This is a genomic window from Haloarcula sp. S1AR25-4 (assembly GCF_031624555.1).
Lineage (GTDB): Archaea > Halobacteriota > Halobacteria > Halobacteriales > Haloarculaceae > Haloarcula > Haloarcula pellucida.
In genome coordinates, this window is record NZ_JAMQOR010000003.1 from 490,447 (window position 1) to 512,623 (window position 22,177).

At 64.9% G+C, this 22,177-nt stretch carries 23 protein-coding genes; 16 read left to right on the forward strand and 7 right to left on the reverse strand.

Translation table 11 applies throughout. The features are described 5' to 3' along the window. Nucleotides 1-26: 26 nt before the first annotated feature. The 11 genes from NDI85_RS15895 to flaJ all read left to right on the forward strand — a co-directional run bounded on the left by NDI85_RS15895 (nucleotide 27) and on the right by flaJ (nucleotide 11,596). Complete coding sequence (locus NDI85_RS15895) at nucleotides 27-503, forward strand: hypothetical protein (protein ID WP_188999807.1); 477 nt, start codon at nucleotides 27-29, stop codon at nucleotides 501-503. Then, nucleotides 500-2,440, forward strand: coding sequence for a hypothetical protein (locus NDI85_RS15900; protein WP_310916325.1), 1,941 nt, complete (start codon nucleotides 500-502; stop codon nucleotides 2,438-2,440). The genes NDI85_RS15895 and NDI85_RS15900 overlap by 4 nt, the downstream gene beginning before the upstream one ends. 108 nt (nucleotides 2,441-2,548) lie before the next feature. Further along, nucleotides 2,549-2,908, forward strand: a complete 360-nt coding sequence (cheY, locus tag NDI85_RS15905; protein WP_166967876.1) for a chemotaxis protein CheY — start codon at nucleotides 2,549-2,551, stop codon at nucleotides 2,906-2,908. Continuing rightward, complete coding sequence (locus NDI85_RS15910) at nucleotides 2,909-4,126, forward strand: chemotaxis protein CheC (protein WP_188999801.1); 1,218 nt, start codon at nucleotides 2,909-2,911, stop codon at nucleotides 4,124-4,126. It begins immediately after the preceding gene. Further along, nucleotides 4,126-4,647, forward strand: coding sequence for a chemotaxis protein CheD (locus NDI85_RS15915; protein ID WP_188999797.1), 522 nt, complete (start codon nucleotides 4,126-4,128; stop codon nucleotides 4,645-4,647). Before NDI85_RS15910 ends, NDI85_RS15915 begins: the two co-directional genes overlap by 1 nt. Before the next feature lie 239 nt (nucleotides 4,648-4,886). Then, complete coding sequence (locus NDI85_RS15920; protein WP_310916326.1) at nucleotides 4,887-6,512, forward strand: FlaD/FlaE family flagellar protein; 1,626 nt, start codon at nucleotides 4,887-4,889, stop codon at nucleotides 6,510-6,512. Further along, the gene (locus NDI85_RS15925) at nucleotides 6,496-6,939 is read left to right on the forward strand and encodes a flagellin (RefSeq protein WP_310916327.1); all 444 of its coding nucleotides are present in this window, start codon (nucleotides 6,496-6,498) and stop codon (nucleotides 6,937-6,939) included. The genes NDI85_RS15920 and NDI85_RS15925 overlap by 17 nt, the downstream gene beginning before the upstream one ends. Further along, nucleotides 6,940-7,398, forward strand: coding sequence for a flagellar protein G (locus NDI85_RS15930; protein WP_166967885.1), 459 nt, complete (start codon nucleotides 6,940-6,942; stop codon nucleotides 7,396-7,398). After that, complete coding sequence (locus tag NDI85_RS15935; protein ID WP_166967887.1) at nucleotides 7,395-8,156, forward strand: ATPase domain-containing protein; 762 nt, start codon at nucleotides 7,395-7,397, stop codon at nucleotides 8,154-8,156. The genes NDI85_RS15930 and NDI85_RS15935 overlap by 4 nt, the downstream gene beginning before the upstream one ends. Before the next feature lie 15 nt (nucleotides 8,157-8,171). After that, complete coding sequence (locus NDI85_RS15940; RefSeq protein ID WP_188999786.1) at nucleotides 8,172-9,845, forward strand: type II/IV secretion system ATPase subunit; 1,674 nt, start codon at nucleotides 8,172-8,174, stop codon at nucleotides 9,843-9,845. 2 nt (nucleotides 9,846-9,847) lie between these two features. Then, entirely contained in the window at nucleotides 9,848-11,596 is a 1,749-nt protein-coding gene (gene flaJ / locus NDI85_RS15945) for an archaellar assembly protein FlaJ (RefSeq protein WP_188999783.1), read from the forward strand. A gap of 320 nt (nucleotides 11,597-11,916) precedes the next feature. On the opposite strand, the gene NDI85_RS15950 is transcribed toward flaJ, so the two are convergent. After that, nucleotides 11,917-13,890 carry an aconitate hydratase gene (locus tag NDI85_RS15950; protein WP_188999780.1) on the reverse strand — a complete coding sequence of 658 codons (1,974 nt, stop codon included), beginning with the start codon at nucleotides 13,888-13,890 and terminating at the stop codon, nucleotides 11,917-11,919. Nucleotides 13,891-14,027: 137 nt separating this feature from the next. On the opposite strand from NDI85_RS15950, the gene NDI85_RS15955 reads away from it, so the two are divergent. From NDI85_RS15955 to NDI85_RS15970, 4 genes are all read left to right on the forward strand, one after another. After that, entirely contained in the window at nucleotides 14,028-14,492 is a 465-nt protein-coding gene (locus NDI85_RS15955; protein ID WP_166967895.1) for a deoxyuridine 5'-triphosphate nucleotidohydrolase, read from the forward strand. A gap of 313 nt (nucleotides 14,493-14,805) precedes the next feature. Then, nucleotides 14,806-15,468, forward strand: coding sequence for a helix-turn-helix domain-containing protein (locus tag NDI85_RS15960; protein WP_188999777.1), 663 nt, complete (start codon nucleotides 14,806-14,808; stop codon nucleotides 15,466-15,468). Nucleotides 15,469-15,567: 99 nt separating this feature from the next. Continuing rightward, the gene (locus tag NDI85_RS15965) at nucleotides 15,568-15,846 is read left to right on the forward strand and encodes a HalOD1 output domain-containing protein (protein ID WP_188999774.1); all 279 of its coding nucleotides are present in this window, start codon (nucleotides 15,568-15,570) and stop codon (nucleotides 15,844-15,846) included. Nucleotides 15,847-15,887: 41 nt separating this feature from the next. Further along, nucleotides 15,888-16,271 (forward strand): methylglyoxal synthase, encoded by a 384-nt coding sequence (locus NDI85_RS15970; protein ID WP_188999770.1) that lies wholly within the window; start codon nucleotides 15,888-15,890, stop codon nucleotides 16,269-16,271. Between the two features lie 18 nt (nucleotides 16,272-16,289). Here NDI85_RS15970 and queC read toward each other — a convergent pair whose 3' ends face one another. From queC to NDI85_RS15985, 3 genes are read right to left on the reverse strand one after another with little or no spacing between them, the layout of a single operon-like run. Then, nucleotides 16,290-16,988 (reverse strand): 7-cyano-7-deazaguanine synthase QueC, encoded by a 699-nt coding sequence (queC, locus tag NDI85_RS15975; RefSeq protein ID WP_188999754.1) that lies wholly within the window; start codon nucleotides 16,986-16,988, stop codon nucleotides 16,290-16,292. A 23-nt stretch (nucleotides 16,989-17,011) separates the two neighbouring features. After that, complete coding sequence (locus NDI85_RS15980; protein WP_310916328.1) at nucleotides 17,012-17,800, reverse strand: 7-carboxy-7-deazaguanine synthase QueE; 789 nt, start codon at nucleotides 17,798-17,800, stop codon at nucleotides 17,012-17,014. Continuing rightward, the gene (locus NDI85_RS15985; RefSeq protein WP_188999734.1) at nucleotides 17,800-18,249 is read right to left on the reverse strand and encodes a 6-pyruvoyl tetrahydropterin synthase family protein; all 450 of its coding nucleotides are present in this window, start codon (nucleotides 18,247-18,249) and stop codon (nucleotides 17,800-17,802) included. The genes NDI85_RS15980 and NDI85_RS15985 overlap by 1 nt, the downstream gene beginning before the upstream one ends. Before the next feature lie 109 nt (nucleotides 18,250-18,358). Here NDI85_RS15985 and NDI85_RS15990 point away from each other — a divergent pair, with 109 nt between their 5' ends. Continuing rightward, nucleotides 18,359-19,051 carry a hypothetical protein gene (locus NDI85_RS15990; RefSeq protein WP_310916329.1) on the forward strand — a complete coding sequence of 231 codons (693 nt, stop codon included), beginning with the start codon at nucleotides 18,359-18,361 and terminating at the stop codon, nucleotides 19,049-19,051. Between the two features lie 426 nt (nucleotides 19,052-19,477). On the opposite strand, the gene NDI85_RS15995 is transcribed toward NDI85_RS15990, so the two are convergent. From NDI85_RS15995 to NDI85_RS16005, 3 genes are all read right to left on the reverse strand, one after another. Then, nucleotides 19,478-20,233, reverse strand: coding sequence for a DICT sensory domain-containing protein (locus NDI85_RS15995; protein ID WP_310916330.1), 756 nt, complete (start codon nucleotides 20,231-20,233; stop codon nucleotides 19,478-19,480). Further along, nucleotides 20,230-20,649 carry a hypothetical protein gene (locus NDI85_RS16000; protein ID WP_188999726.1) on the reverse strand — a complete coding sequence of 140 codons (420 nt, stop codon included), beginning with the start codon at nucleotides 20,647-20,649 and terminating at the stop codon, nucleotides 20,230-20,232. Before NDI85_RS16000 ends, NDI85_RS15995 begins: the two co-directional genes overlap by 4 nt. Before the next feature lie 151 nt (nucleotides 20,650-20,800). After that, nucleotides 20,801-22,123 (reverse strand): M28 family peptidase, encoded by a 1,323-nt coding sequence (locus NDI85_RS16005; RefSeq protein ID WP_310916331.1) that lies wholly within the window; start codon nucleotides 22,121-22,123, stop codon nucleotides 20,801-20,803. Between the last annotated feature and the right edge of the window lie 54 nt (nucleotides 22,124-22,177).

The window sequence follows — 22,177 nt, forward strand, 5'->3', positions numbered from 1 at the left end:
CGGTGGGGGCGGTTCTCCGGCAGACGATGGTCCGACGGTATCTGGTGGCTGGTGTTGCACTCTTCGTCGTCGTCGTCTCGCTGTCGACGGGCCCGCTCGCGGGCAGCGACGTGACGGCCGAGCGAGTTTCCGACTTCGGTGAGGGGACCGCGACGGTGTCGTCGGTCCGCGCCGAGACGGCAGCTATCCGTGTCACGGACGGCCGATTCGGCACTGCGGTCGAGTATCTCCGGCCGCCGACGGCGACGGTCCACGTCGCGTCGGTCACCGGCCGGCCACGGCTGATCTATCTCGTCTCGGTGCCGGATATCGACGTCGACCTCGTTGAGACGACGGTCGTAGGAGGGCCGGGGACGTACCGACTCGTCCCTGAAGACGAGGGGCTGGCGCGTGGCACCGCAGCGGCGGAGACGTACGACGGCACCCTGACGGTCCGCGTCCAGAGTTTCACCGCCGACCGGACGGTCTATCGCGAGAACGTGACCGTGGAGGTGGCGACGTGAGCGACGGTGCCGCCGTGCGGCGGCGTCTCCGCACCCTCGCGCGCTGGGCGTTCGCCGACCGGTACGGACTGGTCCTGTGGCTGGGCCTGTTCTGCTGGTTCGGGCTGACGTGGCGCGTCGGCATCTTCCTCCAGGACACCTACGCCACGGCGAACACGCTGGTCGCACTCGCCGACGGCCAGTTACACGTCACGGAGATTCGCTACTCGCTCACGCTGGGGTCACAGCCCGGCCTCCACCGGGTCGACGGACTGCTGTACGGGCGCAACTACGGCCAACTCGCGCTGGCGGTGCCGCTGGTCTGGGCGCTTGAAGGGCTCGCCACGGTGGTCGACCCGCGGCTTCTCCTCGCCGGCTTGTGGGCCGGTTTCGGACTGGCGTTCGTCACGCAGGTCGGCCGACTCGACGGTGCGGACCGGGAGCGAACGGTCACCGTCGGTTCGATGGCCGTCGCGCTCCTCTTTGCCGGGAGCGTCCTGACGGCGACGGATCTCGACCCGACCCGACTCGCGCTGGCGGCCTACCAGTTGTCGACGATAGCCGCGGCGGCGACGGCCGGACTCGTGCTGTACCGACTGGTCGCCGACTGGCACGGGCGACGAGTCGGTCTGGCCGCCGGCGCCGCACTCGGTCTCGCGACACCCGTCGGCTTCTGGGCGACCATCCCGAAACGACACACGCTGGTGGCTGCGTTGGTCCTCGCGGCGGTGTACGCCTTCGCCGTGAGCAGGCGGTCCGAGGGGCGGGCGGCGCTCCGAGCCAGAGCGGCGGCGTACGCGTTCGCCGGCGTGATAACGTGGGTCCACGCCTTCGAGGCGTTCTTCGTCGTGGGGGTCCTCGGCGTCGTGGACCTCCTGACGGCGCGGTCGAACCGCCCGCGAGACCTGCTGGTCGTCGGCCTCGTCCTCCTGCTGGCGGCGACGCCGATGCTGGCGACGAACTCCGCTATCTCCGGCAATCCCGCGGAACCGCCGCGCCTGCTACCGAACGTCGAGGGCGGTGGCGGTGTCGAGTTCTCGCCGGCCACAGACGGCGAAGCGAGCGGAAACGCGGGTGCTGGCGGTGAACGCGGCGGACCGGCGGACGGTACCGACTCCGGTGGCGAGGGTGCCAGCGGGGGACCCGATAGCTCGCCGCTCGGTACGGTACTGGACGCGACGGGGCCGATAGGCGAGTTCGCCGGCGGGGCGGTCGTCGACGGGGTCAGAACCCTCGACGACCCGGCCCGCCTCTCGAACGTCTTCGTCCGGAGCGGCCACATTCCGGGGGTCAAATACCGGCTCAACGAGTACGAGGTGATAGAACTCGCGTTGCTGGAGGCGACGCCGATACTCGGGACGCTGCTGGCGTTGCCGGTGCTCGTCGGCCGGCGGTTGGTCGGTACCGAGCGGCGGTCGCTCCGCCCGTCACAGCCACGACGTCTCTCGCCCCGACGCCAGACAGACCTCTTCGTCGTGGCACTCGCGGTGGTCCTGACCGTCATCTACCTCCCTCGCTTGCCGCTCTACAGTCAGTTGACGGTGCGGTACCTCCATCCGGTCGTCCCGCTCGCGGTGTACGGCGTCTGCCGGGTGCCCGCGGTTCGGACGGCCGTAACCGACGCGACCGGGTGGCTGATCCGGGCCTACGCCCTCAGTCTCCTGTTTGCAGTGGTCGTCGTCCTCGGCGGCATCGTAGGTCTCGGGCTGGCACTCGGGGAGGCCGTGCAGTATCACGCGCTGTGGAACCTCGCGGCGGCGGCCGTCTGTGCTATCGCAGTCGTCGGTCGGACGGCCGCGCCCACGCGGGTGTCTCCCCGTGCTGTCGCGGTCGGACTCGCACTGCCGGCCGGGTTCACGACGGCGTTGCTGGTGCTGTCGGGACTGGTGTACTTCGAGTACGGAGCCTACGCCTTCGACCTCGTCCGGGTCGTCGCTGACCTGTTGCCGACGCTGTGAGCGGGGCGACGACGAGCGTGCCGTCCGCCCGCAGTACACCGGTATCAGAGGCGATAATTTACGGGACACCTTTATTTAGCTCATCACGGTACTTCGTGTCGATAGGTCATGCCAGACGTACTGATTGCTGACGATTCGGAGTTTATGCGTAACCTCCTCCGGGAGATTCTCGAAGAGGACCACACTATCGTCGGAGAGGTCGAGAACGGCGTGGAGGCCGTCGAAGTGTACAAAGAAGAGACGCCGGACCTGGTGATGATGGACATCGTGATGCCCATCCGGGACGGTATCGAGGCGACCGACGAGATAAAGTCCAGTAACCCGGACGCGAACGTCATCATGTGTACGAGCGTCGGTCAGGAAGAGAAGATGAAAGAGGCGGTCAAGGCCGGCGCGGACGGGTACATCACGAAGCCGTTCCAGAAACCGAGCGTCATCGAGGCCATCGAAGACGTCGTCCCGACATAGATGAACGTCGACATCCAGTCGCTCGGCACGTTCAACCAACTCGCCCACGAGGGGGCCCAGCAGGCCACGCAGTCGCTGGCACAGATGACGGGTATCGACGCCGTCGTCGACGTGACCAAGATCACGCTGCTGGACCGGGCCGACGTCGGTGAGGGTCTCACCGGATCGGAGTTCGTCGGCGTCCAGTTCGGGTTCGAGGGGGCACTAGAGGGGGAGACGGTACTCGTCTTCGATACGGAGTCGGCAGACACCATCGCCGACTCCCTGATGCCGGGAGCGAGCGACGACCCGGCGATGGCCCAAAGCAGCGTCACAGAGATCGGCAACATCATGATGAGCGGGTTCATCGACGGGTGGGCCGACTACCTCGACTCGACCATCGACCACTCCCCGCCCGAGTACATCGAGAAGTCGGGCAAGGACGTGTTGCCCGAGGCACCGGAGTCCGACGAGCACCAGCAGGTGTTCGTCTTCAAGTCGGAGATAGAGTGGGTCGGCGAATCGGTCAACTTCTACATCTACATGCTCCCCGAGTACGAGCCGCTCGCGGAGATGATGATGGAACACGGTGACCCCGAGGCCGACGCTATCCCCATCGACAAACTCCAGACGTTCAACGAGATGACCACGAACGGCACGCAACAGGCCGCGGGCAACGTCGAGATGATGACGGGGATCCCGACGGACGCCGAAGTGACCGAAATCAGCTTCGCGCCGATAGAGGACGTGCCCAAACAGATCGGGACCGACACCTACGTCGGGACCGTCGTCGAGTTCACCGGCGTCCCGAGTGGCTACCTGATGGTGCTGTTCGACGAAGTGTCGGCGGTCAACGTCGCCGAGGCGATGATGCCCGTCGAGACGGACGGCGACAGCGTGACAGACCAGCACAAGGCTGCTATCGAGGAACTCGGCAACATCATGACCAGCGGGTTCGTCGACGGGTGGGCGAACGTGCTCCAGACGTCGGTCGACCACACGCCGCCGCGACTGGTCCACGACATGGGCCGGTCCATCGTCGACCCGCTCGCGGCACAGGTCGGCCAGCACCAGGAACACGCGTTCATCATCAACTCGACGATGCGGACCGACGACGTCGAGTTCAACGCGGAGATACACGCGTTACCGAACGAGAAGGAACTGCGAGAAGCGCTCGAAGACTTAGACGTCGAGCGTGCCGACGAGACCGAGGCGGACGTCGAACAGATATTCGAATAATGAAGGTGTACGACGGCAGCCAGACAGAGAGTGCCCAACAGAGCCAACCTGAGCGTATCAAAGTCGGCATCGCCGAGTATCGGGTGGCCACCGACTCGGCCGTGCTGACGACCAGCGGCCTGGGGTCCTGTATCGGCGTCGGCATCTACGACGAGGCGTCGGGTGTCGCCGGCCTCGTCCACGTCATGCTGCCGACGGCAGAGGACGTCGAAGGTGGTAACCGGGCGAAGTTCGCCGACACGGGCGTGGCGGCGCTCGTCGAGGCGCTCGAAGCCGAGGGTGCCTCGCGTGACGGCATGCGTGCGAAGATAGCCGGTGGGAGCGACATGCTCGACTTCTCGGAGAACGGTCCCTCTATCGGCTCTCGAAACGCCGATCAGGTCCGGGAAACGCTGACGGCGTTCGACATCCCGCTTCTCGGCGAAGACGTCGGTGGAGACCACGGCCGGTCGCTCAGGTTAGAGGCCGACACCGGCGACTTCGTGGTCAAGAGCGCGAACACCGAGTCGACGACGCTTTGATTTCGCTTCCTGATAGTGGGGGGCCACGGTAGCACGAACGTTGTCTGACGCCTGTCTGCCGGAAACGCGGACTTCAGACGCCTTCACGGTGGATCTCCACTCGAAACGAACCTCTGCCAAAGAGTGTGAGGGGTTAGACGAGAAATTTACGGCCAAAACGAGGAAATTATCGCCTTTATTATCAACTATGATAGGCTAGACGGAATATTCAAGGGCATTTGCGGCAATTGACAGAGACAATGAGTAGTCTCGCTCTCCTACCGACGCTGCAGGCACTGGCCCCGGACGTGGTCACGCTCGTGCCTGCGCTGCTCGTCGTCCTCTCCGGGGGCCTCGTCGGTATGAGCATCAAGAACATGTTCGACTCCATCATGTCGGACGACGAGAGCGACGACGGCGACGACGAGATGGCCGACGGCGGTGGGTTGATGGCCGAAGAGGGTGGCGGCGACGACCTCGGCGGCCTCGGCGGACTCGACGACGGCGGCGACGACATGGGCGGGTTCGGTGACGACGAGTTCGGCGACATGGAGGATGCGACCGGGCCGGACACCGACGAACTGGAACACCGAATCGACGAACTGGAAAACGAGGTCGGCAGCCTCTCCTCGACGGTCAACACGGTCCGTACGGAGAACGAATCTATCTCCGAATCGGTCGACGAAGTACAGGAGAACGTCCGGAAGTTACTCGACATCTACGAGATGGTCACCCGCGGGGTCAACCCCTTCGCCGACGACGTCGACGCCGGGATGGGCGGCGGCATGGGTGGCGGCGGGTCGTTCGGTCTGTTCGACGACGACGGCGATGACGAGGAGGAAGCGGACATCGACGACGACGTCGCCACCGCGGACGCCGAGGGCTTCTTCGACGAGGACCTCGTCGAGGACGACGGCGGTGGGATGTCGATGGACGACGGCGACGATATGTTCGGCGACGACGACTTCGGCGGAGACGACTTCGAGGACGACGGCGGGTCGTTCGACGAGGGATTCGACGATTTCGAGGAGGAAGACGACATGAGCATGGACGATGGACTCGACGTGGACGAGGGTGGTAGCGACGACAGCGAGGGCGGGAAGTCCTTCGCCGAACTGAAAGACGAGTACGAGTCGGGCGACGCCGACTGGGCCAGCGGCGACGAGGCCGACGACGAGGCGTCGATGGATGCGGACGAAGAGCTACTGGAAGACGACGACGGCGACGACCTGCTGGAAGACGACGACGGCGGCCTCGAAAACGACGACCTGTTCGACGAAGTCATCGAGGACGACGGGCTGGGCGACACCGACGACGAAACGGCCGAACCGACCGCCGACGCGGTCGAACCCGACCCGGAACCCGAGGTCACGCCCGATCCGGAGCCGGAACCGGAACCCGAGGTCACGCCCAATCCGGAGCCAGAGCCGGAACCCGAAGTTACGTCCGACCCGGAGCCAGAGCCGGAACCCGAAGTTACGTCCGACCCGGAACCGGAGCCGGAACCCGAAACGACGACTCAGGCGGACGCAGACGCCGACAGCGACGGCGGCAAACCGTACCTCCAGACGATGCCGGAGGGGTTCGCGGCAGACCTCATCGTCGTGGAGTGGCTGGAGTTCCTCGTCAGTCAGGCGGGCTACCGCGAGGCGTCCCGTGCGATAGACTACTACGAGACCATCGGCTGGATAGACGCGTCCGTCGCCGACACCCTCTCGGAGTACCTCCGTGGGTTCGACGACGTAGACGATACCGGCAGTGGTCTCACCATCGACCACCACACCGAGAGCCTCCGCTACATCTCGCAGTTGGACGACGACAGCGGGGCCGACGCCGTCGCGCTCTCGAAACTCGTCGGAGGTGGTGCCGATGGGCTTCAGCGTTAGTGGCTCGGCGGCCCTCATCTTCGTCGCCATGTTCATCGGCTTCGGGATGTTCTACTCGGCGACGGCCAACGGCTTCGAGAACGTCAACGACGCCCGCGACGCACAGGCCGACCGGACGCTCGAACAGCAGAACACGGCCATCGACGTGACCGACGTGACCTACAACACGACGGCGGACTCGCTGAACGTCACCGTCGTCAACACGGGGTCGACGGACCTGACCGTCGCCGACGTGGACCTGCTGGCGGACAACGTGTACCTCACCGGCTACCGGACCGCCGTCGACGGCGACGAGACGACGGACATCTGGCTCCCCGAGGAGCAACTCGTCGTCAACGCCACGGGTCTGACGACGGACCCCGGCCGGGTGAAGATAGTCACCGGCCCCGGCGTCTCGGCCGTCGAGACGACGAAGGTGGTGAGCTAGATGGCGAGCGTCTCCGTCTCTCACCTCATCATCTTCATCGCGTCGATGATGATCGCGGCGAGCGTCGCCGGCGTGTTCACCGACAGCATCGGCCAGTTGAGCAACGCCGTCTCCGAACAGGGACTGGACGTCAGTCGCGACGTCCGGACCGACGTCGAAGTCATCTCCGACAGCGGCAGTAGCGCCGTCTACAACAGTGACGGCAACGAGAACGTCACGCTCCACGTCAAGAACACCGGGTCCGAACCACTCGGTGCCGACCCCGGACAGATGGACCTGTTCCTCGACGGGCAGTTCGTCTCGAACTTCGGGGTGACGCTGCTCGACGGTACCGACGGCGTCTGGCGACCCGGGACGGTGGTCCGCGTCGAGATAGCGACGTCCGGACTGTCGGCGGGTGACCACCGCGTCAAGATAATCGTCAACGGCGACGAGGAGGTGTTCAGGTTCCGAGCATGAGTCTCGCAAGTACCGACCTGTTCTCGCTGGGACTGGACGACCACGACCGACTGAACAAGGAACTGGGTGGCGGCATCCCGCCGGGCAGTATCATCCTCGTCGAGGGTGACTACGGGGCCGGCAAGTCCGCGATGAGCCAGCGGTTCACCTACGGCCTCTGTGAGGAAGGCCACGACGTGACCTACCTCTCGACGGAACTCACCGTCGGGAGTTTCTTAGACCAGATGCACTCGCTGTCCTACGACATGGTCGATCACATCCTCGACGAGGACGTCCTCTTTTTGCACGCGGACATCGGGGACTCGAATACGTTCTCCGGCGGCGACGAGGAACAGGAACGAAAGGAACTGCTCCGCCGCCTGATGGAGGCGGAGGTGATGTGGGACGCCGACGTCGTCGTCATCGACACGTTCGACGCTATCCTCCGGAACGATCCGAAGTTCGAGGCGCTGGTCCGTCAGAACGATGAGCGACAGGCGGCCCTCGAAATCATCTCCTTTTTCAGGGACATCATCTCCGAGGGCAAGTGCATCATGCTCACCGTCGACCCCTCGACGCTGGACGAGGAGGCCATCGGCCCGTTCCGGGCCATCGCCGACGTGTTCATCGAACTGGAGATGATCGAAGTCGGCAACGATACGCGCCGGCAGATCAACGTCCTCCGCTTTGCCGGCATGGGCGAACAGGTCGGTGACACTATCGGGTTCTCGGTGCGGTCGGGGACCGGCATCGTCATCGAATCGCGGAGCGTCGCCTAAGAGGTGTTCTAAGATATGACAGATCACGGACGTGCGAAACCCTCGGACGAACTTCGACAGATAGCGGCCCGTCGGCCGCATCTCCGGGACCATCTCAAGAAGTTCAAACAGATTACCGGGGAGTTCCCGATGCTCATCGACGAGGCCGACAGCGAGTACGAGTCCAAGCGCCCGAACGTCCTCTACCCCGTCGGGGGCCCCATCTTCTGTCACATCTACGGCGACATCGGGCAGGACATGAAGTACTACGCCATCGAACCGGAACTGGACCAGGAGGAACAGGTCGTCTTCGGGAAGGTCCGCAACCGACTCCTCCAGAAGAGCGTCAACAAACCCGCCCCGGAAGACGAGGCGGAGTACGACGACCGAATCGAGGAACTCCTTCAGGAGACGACACGCGTCCGCGACGAGGACGCCGACAGCGGCGTCCTCACCCGTCTGTCGAATCTCACCGACGTCGGCAGCGTCGAGGTGACTCAGTCCACCTACGAGAACATCCTCTACCGACTCAACCGCGACATCGTCGGTCTCGGACCGCTCGAACCGGTCATGCGGGACCCGGCCAACGAGGACATCCACGTCATCGGCCGGAGCGAGTGCCACGTCGATCACGGCGTCTACGGGATGCTGGAGACGACGGTGGAGTGGCAGAGCGAGGAGGCGTTCGACCAGTGGCTTCGGAACATGGGCGAACGGATGGGCGACCCGGTCTCTGACTCGGACCCTATCGTCGACTCGACGCTCCCGGACGGGTCGCGTCTGAACCTCATCTACTCCGACGACGTGAGCCTCAAAGGCCCGTCGCTCACCATCCGCCAAGGCGATGAGATTCCCCTCTCCATCTTCCAGATTACGAAGTGGATGACGCTCTCGCCGGAACTGGCGGCGTACCTCTGGCTCTGTCTAGAGAACGAACAGACGGTGTTCGTCGTCGGGGAGACCGCCTCCGGGAAGACGACGACGCTGAACGCCATCACCTCGTTCATCCCCGACGACGCGAAGATCTACACCGCAGAGGACACCGCCGAGGTGCTGCCGCCACACAACACGTGGCAGCAACTCCTCACTCGCGAGGGCGAAGACGAGGGGACCAGCATCGACATGTTCGACCTCGTCGCGGCCGCACTCCGGTCGCGCCCCGACTACATCATCGTGGGGGAGGTTCGTGGCGAAGAGGGTCGGATGGCGTTCCAGGCGGCCCAGACCGGCCACCCGGTGATGCTGACCTTCCACGCCAGCGACATCGTCTCGATGATTCAGCGCTTCACCGGCGAACCAATCAACGTTCCGGAGACGTTCATGGACGTCGCCGACGTGGCGCTGTTCCAGAACCGCGTCAAGCAGGGCGATAAGGTCTTGCGCCGTGTCACGAGCGTACAGGAGATCGAAGGCTACTCCAAGGAGATGGACGGTGTCGTCACCCGGCAGGTGTTTAACTGGGACCCCGTCGAGGACGAAATCGTCTTCCAGGGGATGAACAACTCGTTCGTCCTCGAAGAACAGATCGCGACGCTGCTCGGGTACGAGGACACCCGTGACATCTACGACGACCTGCGCTTTCGCGCCGACATGATCGAACGCGCGATCCAGGAGGGGATTCTGGGATACCACGAAGTCAACGACTTCATCTCCGACTTCCAGCGTGACGGCGTCGAGGGGATTCCGTTCAACATCTCGCGGCCCAACTAACGATGGCCCAGAGCGAAGCAGAGAGCGGGATCGACCTCACCATCACCGAGACCGTCCAGAGTCTCGTCGAGTCGTACCGCCAGATGACGATTCCGCTGGAGCGGTACCTCTTTTTCATCCTGTTGCCGTCCGTGGCCTTTTTCGTCGTCTCGACGGTTGCGGCGCTGTTGCTCGACCTCCCGATGACTATCCGTGCGCCGATTCCGCTGTTGGGCTTTCTCGCGATGACGTCGGCCATCTTCTACCCGAAGATTCTGCTGAGCCAGCGAAAGCGCGAACTCAACAACCGCTTTCACCTCTTGATCACCCACATGACCGTGCTGGCGACGACGAAAATCGACCGCATGGAGGTGTTTCGCACCCTCGCACAGGAAGAGGAGTACGGCGAACTCGCGATGGAGATGCATCGTATCGTCCAGTTGGTCGACACGTGGAACCAGAGCCTCGATGACGCCTGTCGTCGCCGCGCCAAGGAAGTGCCCAGCGACGCCTTCTCGGACTTCCTCGACCGCTTGGCCTACACGCTCGGGGCCGGCCAGTCGCTGGAGGACTACCTCCTCTCCGAACAGGAGCAGATTATCCAGCACTACACCACCGTCTACCGGAGTTCGCTGGACAGTCTGGAGGTCATGAAGGACCTCTACCTCTCGATGATCCTCTCGATGACGTTCGCGCTGGTGTTCGCCGTCGTCCTCCCGGTGCTCACCGGGACGAACCCGACGATGACCGTCAGCGCCGTCATCGTGATGTTCATCTTCGTCCAGTCGGGCTTCTTCCTCGCGATTCGCTCGATGGCCCCCTACGACCCGGTCTGGTTCCACCCCGAAGAGTACCCCTCGCCGATAGAGGAGCGACTCGACAAGTCGATGTACGCCGGCGTCGGACTTTCCGTGGTGCTCGCGTTCGTCACCGTGGGCGGCATGTTCGGCATCTCGCCGATCACGCTGGGTGACTTGCTCTTCTTCCTCGATACCGTCCCCCTGCCGTTCTACGCCGTCGTTCCCATCACGCCGATGATTATCCCCGGCATCGTCTTCCGGCAGGAAGAACAGAAGGTGAAGGCCCGCGACGACGAGTTCCCCAGTTTCATCCGCGCGCTGGGGGCCACCGAAGGCGCCAAGCAGTCGACGACGGGGATGGTGCTTCGTACCCTCCGCAAGAAGGACTTCGGGCCGCTGACCGCGAACATCGACGACCTGTACAAACGGCTCAACATGCGTATCGAACCGACGGCGGCGTGGCGATTTTTCACCGCCGACTGTCGTTCCTACCTCATTCAGACGTTCTCCGAGATGTATCTCATCGGGCGAGAGATGGGTGGGTCACCGAAGCAACTGGGCGAACTCATCGCCTCGAACATGAATCAGGTGCTCCAACTGCGACAGAAGCGCAAACAGGCGACGACGACGCTCGTCGGTCTGCTGTACGGGATTACGGCGGCCTCGACGTTCGCGTTCTTCATCGGTCTGCAAGTCGTCAACATCCTCGCACAGATGTCGCTGAACCTCAACGCCGGGAGCCGACTGGACGTGAACTCGCTCATCAACACCGGCGTCTACAACATCCCGCTCATCGAGTTCCTGTTGGTCATCATCATCATGTTCTCGGCGATGCTGTCGTCGCTGATGATCCGGACCGTCGACGGCGGCCACAAGGCCAACACCTACATGCACTTCGTCGTCCTCTCGTGGATCGGCGCCATCACCGGCACCTTCACGAAGTGGCTGGTGACGCAGTTCCTCGCCATCTAGCGACCACTTTTTACTTCGTCGGGTGTCCTCGCGGCGCTACGCGCCGCTGTGGGCACCGCTCTCTGCTCACGGGCGCGGAGCGCCCGTTCGCATGGTCCGCGGGACTGTAGGTCCCGCTCGACTCGCAAAAACGTGGGGAAAAACGGCCGGAAGTCGCGGCTTCGCGCGCTTCCGGGGCACCCGCTCGCCACTGGCGAGCGGTATGCTTCTCTCGTCAGCCTGCCCTCCCCCGGGTCGTGCGACGGAGCGCACTCCCGGCCCCGAAGCAGTCGCGACGCTCACAGACGGTCGCGAAAGAAAGACGAGATGTTCGAGACTCCTCAGTCGTCGGCTGGCGCGGCGCCGCCTTCTTCGTGCTGTGCCTTCGTGTGTGGCAGTTTGCCACCGGCGGCGAGGATTTCGCGCTCGCGGTCGGAGGCGTCGAGCGCCGCGGTCGCCTCCCAGTCGTCGTTCACGCGGATGGTGAACGCTTCCTGCCCGGAGCGGACGGCCTCTGCGACGTCGTCGACGATCTCGACGTCGTCGCCCTGTTCGATCTTCTCGTAGGTCTCCTCGTCGATTTCGAGGGGGACGATACCGAAGTTGAAGAGGTTCGCCTTGTGGATGCGGGCGAAGCTCTGGGCCAGCACGGACTCGATGCCCAGATACATCGGACAGAGGGCCGCGTGCTCACGCGAGGAGCCCTGCCCGTAGTTCTCGCCGGCGACCAGCACGCCGCCGTCGGACTCCAGCGCGCGCTCTGCGAACGTGTCGTCGACACGGGAGAGCGTGAACTCCGAGAGCTTCGGGACGTTCGACCGGTACATCAGGATGTCCTGCGTGGCCGGGATGATGTGGTCCGTCGTGATGTTGTCCGCCATCTTGAGGAGGGCTTCACCGCCGACTTCGGCCTCGAGCGGGTCCTTCAGCGGGACGTCGCCGATGTTCGGGCCCTTGATGAGGTCGTCGTCGACGGCCTCGTCGGGGGCGATGAGGTCCGATTCGGAGTTGCCGATGTACTCCTCAGGCATCTCCAGGCCGGGCGCCTCGAGGTCGCCGAGGTCGTCGGCGAGGTTGCGCGGGTCCACGATTTCGCCCTTGAGCGCCGCCGCGGTGGCGACTTCCGGCGAGCAGAGGTAGACGTTGTCGTCCTCGATGCCGGAGCGACCCTCGAAGTTGCGGTTGAAGGTCCGCAACGAGACCGAATCCGAAGCCGGGACGTGGCCGATGCCGATACAGGCACCACACGTCGCCTCGGAGAAGTTGACGCCGGCGGCCATCATCTCCGCGGTCCAGCCCTGTCGGGCCAGCATCTCGGAGGCCTGCTTCGACCCGGGGGCGACGATCATCTCGGTCTTCTTGTCGATGTTGCGCCCTTCGAGCATCTTCGCCGAGGGCAGGATGTCCTCGTAGGCGCCGTTCGTACAGGAGCCGATGATGACCTGCTCGACGTCGACGCCCTCGACTTCGCTGACGGGGACGACGTTGTCCGGCATCGACGGCTCGGCGATGAGCGGTTCGAGGTCCGAGAGGTCGACGACGATCTCGTCGTCGTACTCGGCGTCTTCGTCGGGACCGATCTCGACGAACTCGTCCTCGCGGCCGAGGCGTTCGAGGTAGTCCTCGGTCTGCTCGTCCGTCGGGAAGATCGAGGAGGTGGCACCGAGTTCGGTACCCATGTTGGTGATGGTCGTCCGCTCGGGGACGGTCAGCGTCTCGACGCCGGGGCCGGTGTATTCGAGCACCTTGCCGACGCCGCCCTTGACCGAGAGGCGGCGGAGCAGCTCTAAGATGACGTCCTTGGCGGTCGCCCAGTCGGGCAGTTCGCCTTCGAGACGCACGTTGACGACCTCGGGCATGTCGATGTAGTAGGCGCCGCCACCCATCGCGACGGCGACGTCCAGCCCACCCGAACCGATGGCGAGTTCGCCGAGGCCACCGGGCGTCGGGGTGTGAGAGTCCGAGCCGAGCATCGTCTTGCCGGGCGCGGCGAAGTTCTCCTTGTGGACGTTGTGACAGATACCGTTGCCGGGGCGCGAGAAGTGCGCACCGAACGTCCCCGCGGCCGAGCGGAGGAAGCGGTGGTCGTCCGTGTTCTTGAAGTCGAACTGGTAGGTCTGGTGGTCACAGTACTGGGCGGCCAGTTCCGTCTGGACCTCTTCGAGACCCAGCGCCTCGAACTGTAGCCAGACGAGCGTGCCGGTCGTGTCCTGTGTGAGCACCTGATCGATCTCGATACCGATCTCTTCTCCGGGTGTGAGTTCCCCTTCGACGAGATGGTCGTCGAGAATCTTTTCCGTGAGCGTCTGTCCCATAACGTCCCCATGTCGATTGCCAGCGCGTATAAATCCCGCGTATTCCGCCCTATTTTTCATCGACCGCTACCGATGTCCGTCGGTTTTTTGGGCGGACAAACAGCAGCGTTTTCGCCGTGGGCGTTCGACCCACCGCCATGTTCAAGAGTGGCGCGTTCGTCGCCGACAGACTCGGCGACGTGCGGGAGGCACAGGTGCAACCGAACGGCGTCGATCTGACGCTGGGCGCGGTGTACGAACAGATCGAACCCGGACGCATCGAACAGGGCGGCAAGACGGTCGGCGAACGCAGGGAACTCGACGCCGAGGACGGCGTCTACTCGCTGGAGCGAGGCGGCTACGTCGTCGAGTACGCCGACCGGGTGGTCATCCCGGAGGGACACGTCGGCTTTCTGTACCCTCGATCATCGCTGCTACGCAACTCCTGTATGCTGGATACGGCCGTCTGGGACGCCGGCTACGAGGGGCGCGGCGAGGGCCTGCTAGAGGTCCACCATCCCATCGAACTGGCGGAAGGCGCCCGCATCGCCCAACTCGTTCTCGCGGAGGCGGCCCACGAGGGGACCTACGAGGGGTCGTACCAGCGCGAGAACCTCGACTGATACTGGTGGCTGTAAGTTCGTAACGATATTCGCCACCCCGGAGTGGCGAACTACTTCAGTTTGTTACAGCCACCAGTATGAGCCGTCGACGCCGGACCGGCACGCACGTCCCCGGCCGACGGGACTGTCCGTGCCACGGTAAACCGTCACGCGTAGCGTGTATGTTTAAGTAATATCACTCGGTAATATCATCTGGTGTCTCGGGTCGCCGGGCCATGCCTCTGACAGCACGTTCCCCGCTCCCCGGACACCGTTTTCCCGTCGGACGGTCGTCTGCCTGAGTTTTATGTCATCACCGCCCGGACGTGACGACATGATTGTCGAATTTCACGTAGAGACAGGGTTCCTTCGTGAGGTCGGTGGGTCGGCCGCCGACGGGGTCACGATGCAACATCTCCAGTGTACCGAAGACGGGTGCCGAACCGTGGTCTGGGTCGGGACAGACGAGAAACGTAGCGTCGACGCGACACTGGTAAGCGACGACCGCGTCGACAGAGCGGTCCACGTCGGGCCGGAGGCCGGCGGCCACTGGTACGTCGTCCACACGACGGACGGACCGCTGACCACTATCGGCAACGGGCTATTGCGTACCGACGGCGTGTTCGCCCGTGGGGCCTGTGACGAGGGTGGCTGGTCGATCCGCGGGCGCTTCCCCGACCGGAGCGCCGTCCTCACGTTCCGCGAACACGTCGTCGCGGAGAATCTGGACGTGGACGTCCGCTCGATGATGGAGGACGACGCCGACGAAGCGACGGAGACGTTCGGCGTGACCGACCCGCAGCGAGAGGTCCTCCTGCTCGCACTCGAAGAGGGGTACTTCACCGTCCCGCGGGACGCGTCGCTCTCGGATCTGGCTGGCGTCCTCGACATCTCCAGCCAGGCGGCCTCCGAACGACTGCGACGCGGCACTGGGACGCTCGTCGAGCAGACGCTCGCCGCACCGGACCGACTCCAGCTCGGGTTACCGAACAAATGACTCCCGTGCGTCTCGACGACCGCTCCGGAGAGGACCGGTTATTTCACGTTCTGAAACCACGCACAGCCCGTTATATCGATTGACGGAGTAGATGCTCGCATGAAATCGGACGACGGAACAGTGTACATGATACGGGGCGGTGCCGCCGGTGAGGGCAGTGACGAGTGGATCAGCCCCGAACCTGCAGCCGAAGTAATCGTCGACGCTGTCGCGGCGGCGACAGATCTCGACCGCGACGACGTCGCCGCTATCGAGTCGTACGTCGACGCCGCCGACCTCCGTGCGGTCGTCGGCGACGGTGACCGCGAGTCGATCACCTTCGACGTGGAGAACCACGAAGTGACCGTGACGGCCACCGGGGACGTCACCGTGGCGTAGGCGTCGATACCACTTTGCCGGCGGCCCACGTTGACCGCGATATGGTACGCGTTGCACTCATTGCTCACGACGACGAGAAGCCGGAGATGATAGACCTCGTCGAAGCCTACGAGGGTGTCCTCTCGGAGTTCGACCTCGTCAGTACGGGCACGACCGGAAAGCGGATCATGGAGGAGACGGACCTCACCATCGACCGCAAGCAGAGCGGCCCCCTCGGCGGCGACACCCAGATCGGCGCGCTGGTAGCCGAAGACGAGATGGACGCCATCGTCTTCCTCCGCGACCCGCTGACGGCACAGCCACACGAACCGGACATCTCTGCGCTCTTGCGTATCTGTGACGTTCACGACGTGCCGCTCGCGACCACACGGACCGCTGCCGAGTACGTCTTAGACGGCGTCGCCGCCGACATCGAGATGGAGTGACCGACCTGCCGACGTCGTTCAGTCGGCGTACTCCGGCCGCTCTTCGTACGGTATCGGATCCCGTTCGCCGAGTCGCTGGAACGCTTCGAGGCGGAACGCACAGGCGTCGCAGGTGCCACACGCGGGCTCGTCGCTGCGGTAACACGACCACGTATCGGCGTACGGGACCCCAAGCTCGAGCCCGCGCTCGGCGATGTCCGTCTTCGACCACTCGACGAACGGTGTGACGAGCGTTATCTCCGTCTCGGGTTTCGTTCCGACGTCGACGACTCGTTGGAACGCCTCGAAAAAGGCAGGCCGGCAATCGGGGTACCCCGAGAAGTCCTCGCTGTGGGCGCCGATGAACACCGCCGAGCAACCGTTGGCCTCCGCGTAGGAGACGGCCATCGACAGCAGGTTGGCGTTCCGGAACGGGACGTAGGAACTCGGAATCTCGTCGCTCTCCGTGTCGGCGTCGGCGACGGCCATCTCCTCGTCGGTGAGCGAGGACCCGCCGATCTGCTGGAGGTGGCTCGTCTCGACGTGACAGAAGTCCGCCGCGTCGACGTGGTCGGCCAGCGCTCGCGCGCACTCGAACTCGCGTTGCTCGGTGTTCTGGCCGTAACTGGTGTGCAGCAGGTACAGGTCGTCGTACCCGCGGGACTGTGCTTCGTAGGCCGCCGTGGCGCTGTCCATCCCGCCGGAGGCGAGGACGACAGCGCGGTCGTCGTGTATCATCGGTCGGTGTCGTCGTTCGGTGGTCACGTACCCGGTGCGTCGTTCCAGAGGTCGACGTGCAGGCGCGGCGTGTAGCGGTAGCCGTACTCAATGGCGAGGTCGGCGACGACCTCCCGAGTCACTTCGAGTCGCTCGCGCGTCTGGCCTTCCGGCATCAACAGGACCCGGTCGTCGGGGACGGCGGCGTCGGCCGCCTCGCGTACGCGAGAGACGAGACGCTCTATCTCGTCCATATCCTCGGGACCGGTGACGACGAACTTCAGTTGCGTCTCGTAGGCGTCGACCAGTTCGGCGAGCGTCGGCACGTCGAGTCGCCGGTCCTCGTGGCGGTCCGCCCACTCGCCGTCGCCTTTCGGATCCCGGCCGGCGGTGGGCGTACTGGAGGCGAGTTTGGGGCTGACGCTCGCGAGGTCGATGGCCGCGTCCCGGTAGATGGTCCCGTTGGTCTCGACGGTGGTGTGGTACCCACGGTCGCCCAGTTCGTCCAGCAGGTCGACGCTGGCCTCGTGGACGAGCGGTTCGCCGCCGGTCAGGACGACGTGGTCGGCGTCGTACGTCTCGACGGCGGCCGTGACGTCGTCGACGCTGTACCAGTCACCGGTCGGTTCCCACGAGGTGTGATAGGAGTCACAGAACCAGCAACGGAGGTTACAGCCGCTCGTGCGGACGAAGACGGATGGGACGCCGGCCAGTCGACCCTCGCCTTGGAGCGAGCAGAACAGTTCGTTGATGGGCAGGTCGCCCCCGGGCCCTGCGTCGTCCGTCCGTTCGACCGCCTCGTCGAGGCCGTCGGTGTCGCTAGCGACGGGCATCAGCGAGTGCAGAGTTCGCTCGTCTCCCGGACCGACACCGAGACGTCGGAGACGGTGTCCGGGAGGCGGTCGCTCAGTCGCGATTCGAGGACGACGGCCATCACCTCGGCCGTCGGCGGGTGGTTCAGCACGACGAGGGCGTCGCCGTCGCCGCTCGTCTCGAACGCCTCGACGAGCGGATCCCCGCGTTCCAGCAGGAAGCGGTGGTCCCACTCCTCGACGACGCCCGTCACGTCGCCCTTATCGACGACCCACCCCTCGTCGGTGAGTTCCCCGGTCACCCGAACCGTCACCTCGTAGTTGTGGCCGTGAGGGCGCGAGCACTTCCCGTCGTGGTGCATGAGCCGATGGCCCGCCGAGAGACGGATGGGGCGGTCGCCGCCGACGACGAGCTCTCGCTCCCCGGCCGCCGCGACCGGCTCCTCGACCGACGATATTCGTTCAGTCATACCACGAGATTATCGGTAGTGGAAATAAATGGTTCGGACGGCGACCGGCACCCGTGTCGACCGCGTACTCGCCGCAAACGATAGGTCGGTGCAGTCCTCAGGAGGGTGTGTGACACGACGAGCGGTCGAAGACGGGTTCGAGACGTACCTCTCGGACCTCGTCGACGAGACGTACGCGGCGTTCGACGTGGCCGCCGTCCTGCGTGGGGCACGCAGCGGCGGGAGTCGCGCCGCGAGCAAACTACTGAAGAACAGCGACCCTCTCGAACGCCACGTCGTCCGGCCGAAACTGCGGGAGTACCAGCGGACGCTCCTCCACCAGTTCGATCCCGTCCTCGACTACGCGGCCGATCGCGGGGCGTCGTTCGAGGCGTACGAAGACGAGATTCTGGACCGGGACCTGTACTGGAACGCGCTCCGGCCGTCGGTCCACGGCGAGCGACGCGACGCCATCCGGCAGCGACTGCTAGACCGCCAGCGGGCCTTCGGGGACGACATCGCACCGCTGGTGGCCGCCGACAGCGACGCCTTCTGGACGGCCGTCGTCGCGACGTACGACTACGACCGGGCCGTCGACGTCGTCGAGGACCACTTCGAGTTCAGTACGCCGCTTCGAGACGAACGAGACGCCTTCGCGTTCGAGTTGGAGATAGACCCTGGTGAGGTGCTGGGCGGACTCGCGCGGGCGCTCCCGTCGCTGAGCGTGGAGTTCACCGACGAAGCGGCCCGGGCGATGCGTCGGGCCGAACAGCGCGTCATCCCGCAGGCCAAAGCGGACGCTGAACGCGCGTTCGGCGACTAACTGCGACGCTTTACAGGAACGGTTGGCAGGTCGGTGCCACGCCGTGGTGGGTCGGCGCGGCACCAGCGATTGGATTGGTGTACGGGACCGCCCCTGACACGAGGGCGGCCACGTGGGGCTGACTGACGACGGCAGGCATGGGTCGGCCGTGGAAATGGTGTAGACGCCATGTGGGAATGGGGTCTGGTGACCGGGCGGTGGGTGGGGGGTGACCGGTCACCGAGGTCGGCCTGATGGCCCGCCATCGGTAGACAGTCGCCACTCAGATAAATAATCTACGAAATATGTTACTTTCGAACCGAGTAAGTTCTTTCACCGCCGTGGACGTGAGTTATACGCTATCTATCGGGGGAAACCATACCTAGAATACTGTCCTGCTAATTATATAAGATATCGAACCATCGTCTTTCGGGTTCGGCTACCCGGTCAGGTCACGGCCTCGAACGCTCGCGCGACCCGGTCGGGGTCGTACGTCCAGACGCCACGGTAGCAGTCTGGACCGGTCGCTTCGGCGATGAGCGCACAGCTCTGGGTGCTCTCAGTGCCGTCGTCGGCCAGTGTCTGGCCGTCTGGGAGGCCCGCTTCACCGCGGCCGTCGAACAGGATGAACCAGTACCGGGCGAGGTCCTCGTCGACGTCCGTATGCGCCGTCAGCGGCGCGTCGTCGAGGTAGCCACTGGGTGCGCCCGCGGGGACGTAGACGTGGACGTCGACGTCGGTGGTTGCTGCGAGGTCCCGATAGAGGCCCGCCTGCGCTTCGAAGGCCGCCACCGACTGAAAGCCGACGTGGAGTCGTCCGCGGCCGGTCCGCCACGCCCGGTCCTCTATCTCGCGAGAGGTTGCGAGCAACTGCCGCCGGTCGAGTGTGACGAACACCGTCTGGTCGAGCAGTTCGAACAGGGCGCGATACGCGGCGTCGACCGAGTCGAGGTCTTCGGGCCGGTGGATGGGCGGAGAGAGAAACACGAGCAAGTCCGACAGCGAGAGGGCACCCCGAAACCGACTGCCGTCTCGGACGACGACGAACGCGTCGGCGCTAATCGAGGGTATCTTTCGGTGGTCGACGTGTAGATTTCGCGTCGCCAGTCGCTCGGCTAAGTCCTCGCCGGTGTCGTCGGGCGAGTAGACGACGACCGTCTTCTCTTCGGCGGCGACCTCGGAGAGAATCGAACCGAGTGTCACGAGTCCGTTGGCTGGGAACGACCCGTCTCGACGACGCGTTCGTACTCGGTGGCGAACCTGAGCAAGTCACGGATCGGGTCCGAAACCGACTCGAGGCGGACCTCCCCGGCGGCCTCGTCGTGGACCACGAGACCGGTATCGGCCAGCAGCGGGAGGTGTGCGTGAACGAGTTCTATCTTCATTCGAGCCCACTCGTCGGGGCCCGCAGGACCGCTGTCAGTGGCCTCCCAACCGACGAGTACGTCCGTCAAGTCGTCCAGCGAAATCGTCGCCTGCTCGGTGAGTATCGCGAGGAGTCGCCGTCGCTTCTCGCTCGCCAGCGCTTTGAACAGGTCGTCGGGTGGCGGTCCCGCCGCGCCCTCGAGTTCGCCAGCGTCGAGCGAAAGGTCCGTTCGCGGGTCTTCAACGGGAGTCATACGGCATCACACACGGAAAACTACGGTCGATGGACTAATAGCTGTTGCCCAGGTGTTACCTTCCGACCGCAAATTCGCTAGCAACCGGTGACCAGTACCGGCGTCGAGACGGTGTGTGGGTCCCGTCGGACGAGAACCCGTCGCCTCCCGCTCAGTCGTCGTAGGGCCAGTCGCCGGTAATCTTCATCCCTGCCGCGAGGTTCTCTGCTTCGAGTGCGGCGGCTATCGTTTCGGGGGCCGCCCGGTCGTACGACTCCTCGGTGAGTGTGACGGCGAGGTCGGTCAACAGGATGGCCTGTTCGCGGAGGGTTCGTGGTTCGAGTTTGTCCAGCGTATCGGCGTGCGTGTGGCCCCAGCCACGACCCGTCTCGCCCGTCTCGCTCGTGACGTGGACGCCGGGCACGCCCCACGTGACGAACGGCCAGTGATCGCTGTGAGGGCTCTGTTCGGGGCTGGTCGTCACGGGATGGTCGAACCGGTCGGCCACCGACTCGGCGGCCTCGCCGAGCGCGTCGAACCCGTGGGTGAAACACTGGAGGGTCCGGCCGCGGACGATGCCGTCGAGGTTCAGTATCGCCCGTATCGAATCGAGGTCGCGCTCCGCTGCCAGTCGACCGGAGCCGACGAGTCCGACCTCCTCCGCCCCGAAGGCGACGAACTCGACGCGACTCGCTAGCTCGTCTTCGCGGGCGGCGAGTGCGCGCGCTATCTCGACTACGGTCGCGGTGCCGGCGCCGTTGTCGCTCGCCCCCTCGGCGATGTCGTGGGCGTCGACGTGGCTCGTCACCAGCACTCGCTTGTCGGTATCCGGGCCGAGTTCGGCGTGGACGTTCTGGCTCGTCGCGGCGGGCGTCCCGCAGTCGACGGCGACCGTCACCGGGTCGCCCGCGTAGCGCCGGGCCAGTCGCGCCCCCGTCTCGCTGGCCACACCGACGGCGGGGATCTCGCCTATCGGGGCGTCCTCGGTGCCGACGCTCCCCGTCGGCGGGAGCATCCCCTCGACGTGGTTCCGGTAGACGAAGGCGACTGCCCCGGCCTCGACGGCGTGGTAGTACTTTTCGCGCCGGTGGATGTATCGCTCGTACCACTCGGGTACGTCCGACCGGACCAGTACCACCTTTCCCTCGCAGTCGGCGTCCTCGAAGTCCGTCGGCAGGCCGTAGCCCACGTCCACGAGGTCGCCGGTGGCCTCGCTGGCCGGCGAGCGCGGCAGTGCGATGACCTCGTGGTCGGCCCCGGTGACGGTGGTCCCGTCGGCAGCGATGCTGCTGTCGCCGCGGACCCAGCCCTGAATGTCGAACCGTTCGAGGCGGGCGTCCTCGGCGTACTCGGCGAGGGCGTCACGCGTCGCCTCCGCGGCCTCGCGTTCGCCCGCGCTGCCGGCCATCCGGTTCCCGACGTCGACCAGCGTCTCCAGATGCGACCAGCCAACGTCGCTCGTGAACGTCTCGCCGATCCACTCGCTGTCGGTCATGTCGTCTCCTCTGGGCCCGACCGGTTTGAATCTACGCCTGTCTCGCTTTCCGCG

Bases quoted from the DNA above. Each gene is read 5' to 3' on its own strand.
- NDI85_RS15935 (WP_166967887.1), top strand. From the start codon at position 7,395: ATGAGTCTCGCAAGTACCGACCTGTTCTCGCTGGGACTGGACGACCAC.
- NDI85_RS15925 (WP_310916327.1), top strand. From the start codon at position 6,496: ATGGGCTTCAGCGTTAGTGGCTCGGCGGCCCTCATCTTCGTCGCCATG.
- NDI85_RS15910 (WP_188999801.1), top strand. From the start codon at position 2,909: ATGAACGTCGACATCCAGTCGCTCGGCACGTTCAACCAACTCGCCCAC.
- NDI85_RS15930 (WP_166967885.1), top strand. From the start codon at position 6,940: ATGGCGAGCGTCTCCGTCTCTCACCTCATCATCTTCATCGCGTCGATG.
- NDI85_RS15920 (WP_310916326.1), top strand. From the start codon at position 4,887: ATGAGTAGTCTCGCTCTCCTACCGACGCTGCAGGCACTGGCCCCGGAC.
- NDI85_RS15895 (WP_188999807.1), top strand. From the start codon at position 27: ATGGTCCGACGGTATCTGGTGGCTGGTGTTGCACTCTTCGTCGTCGTC.
- NDI85_RS15985 (WP_188999734.1), bottom strand. From the start codon at position 18,249: ATGACTGAACGAATATCGTCGGTCGAGGAGCCGGTCGCGGCGGCCGGG.
- NDI85_RS16005 (WP_310916331.1), bottom strand. From the start codon at position 22,123: ATGACCGACAGCGAGTGGATCGGCGAGACGTTCACGAGCGACGTTGGC.
- NDI85_RS15965 (WP_188999774.1), top strand. From the start codon at position 15,568: ATGAAATCGGACGACGGAACAGTGTACATGATACGGGGCGGTGCCGCC.
- NDI85_RS15970 (WP_188999770.1), top strand. From the start codon at position 15,888: ATGGTACGCGTTGCACTCATTGCTCACGACGACGAGAAGCCGGAGATG.
- cheY (WP_166967876.1), top strand. From the start codon at position 2,549: ATGCCAGACGTACTGATTGCTGACGATTCGGAGTTTATGCGTAACCTC.
- NDI85_RS15960 (WP_188999777.1), top strand. From the start codon at position 14,806: ATGATTGTCGAATTTCACGTAGAGACAGGGTTCCTTCGTGAGGTCGGT.
- NDI85_RS15980 (WP_310916328.1), bottom strand. From the start codon at position 17,800: ATGCCCGTCGCTAGCGACACCGACGGCCTCGACGAGGCGGTCGAACGG.
- NDI85_RS15955 (WP_166967895.1), top strand. From the start codon at position 14,028: ATGTTCAAGAGTGGCGCGTTCGTCGCCGACAGACTCGGCGACGTGCGG.
- flaJ (WP_188999783.1), top strand. From the start codon at position 9,848: ATGGCCCAGAGCGAAGCAGAGAGCGGGATCGACCTCACCATCACCGAG.
- NDI85_RS15940 (WP_188999786.1), top strand. From the start codon at position 8,172: ATGACAGATCACGGACGTGCGAAACCCTCGGACGAACTTCGACAGATA.
- NDI85_RS15915 (WP_188999797.1), top strand. From the start codon at position 4,126: ATGAAGGTGTACGACGGCAGCCAGACAGAGAGTGCCCAACAGAGCCAA.
- NDI85_RS15950 (WP_188999780.1), bottom strand. From the start codon at position 13,890: ATGGGACAGACGCTCACGGAAAAGATTCTCGACGACCATCTCGTCGAA.
- queC (WP_188999754.1), bottom strand. From the start codon at position 16,988: ATGATACACGACGACCGCGCTGTCGTCCTCGCCTCCGGCGGGATGGAC.
- NDI85_RS16000 (WP_188999726.1), bottom strand. From the start codon at position 20,649: ATGACTCCCGTTGAAGACCCGCGAACGGACCTTTCGCTCGACGCTGGC.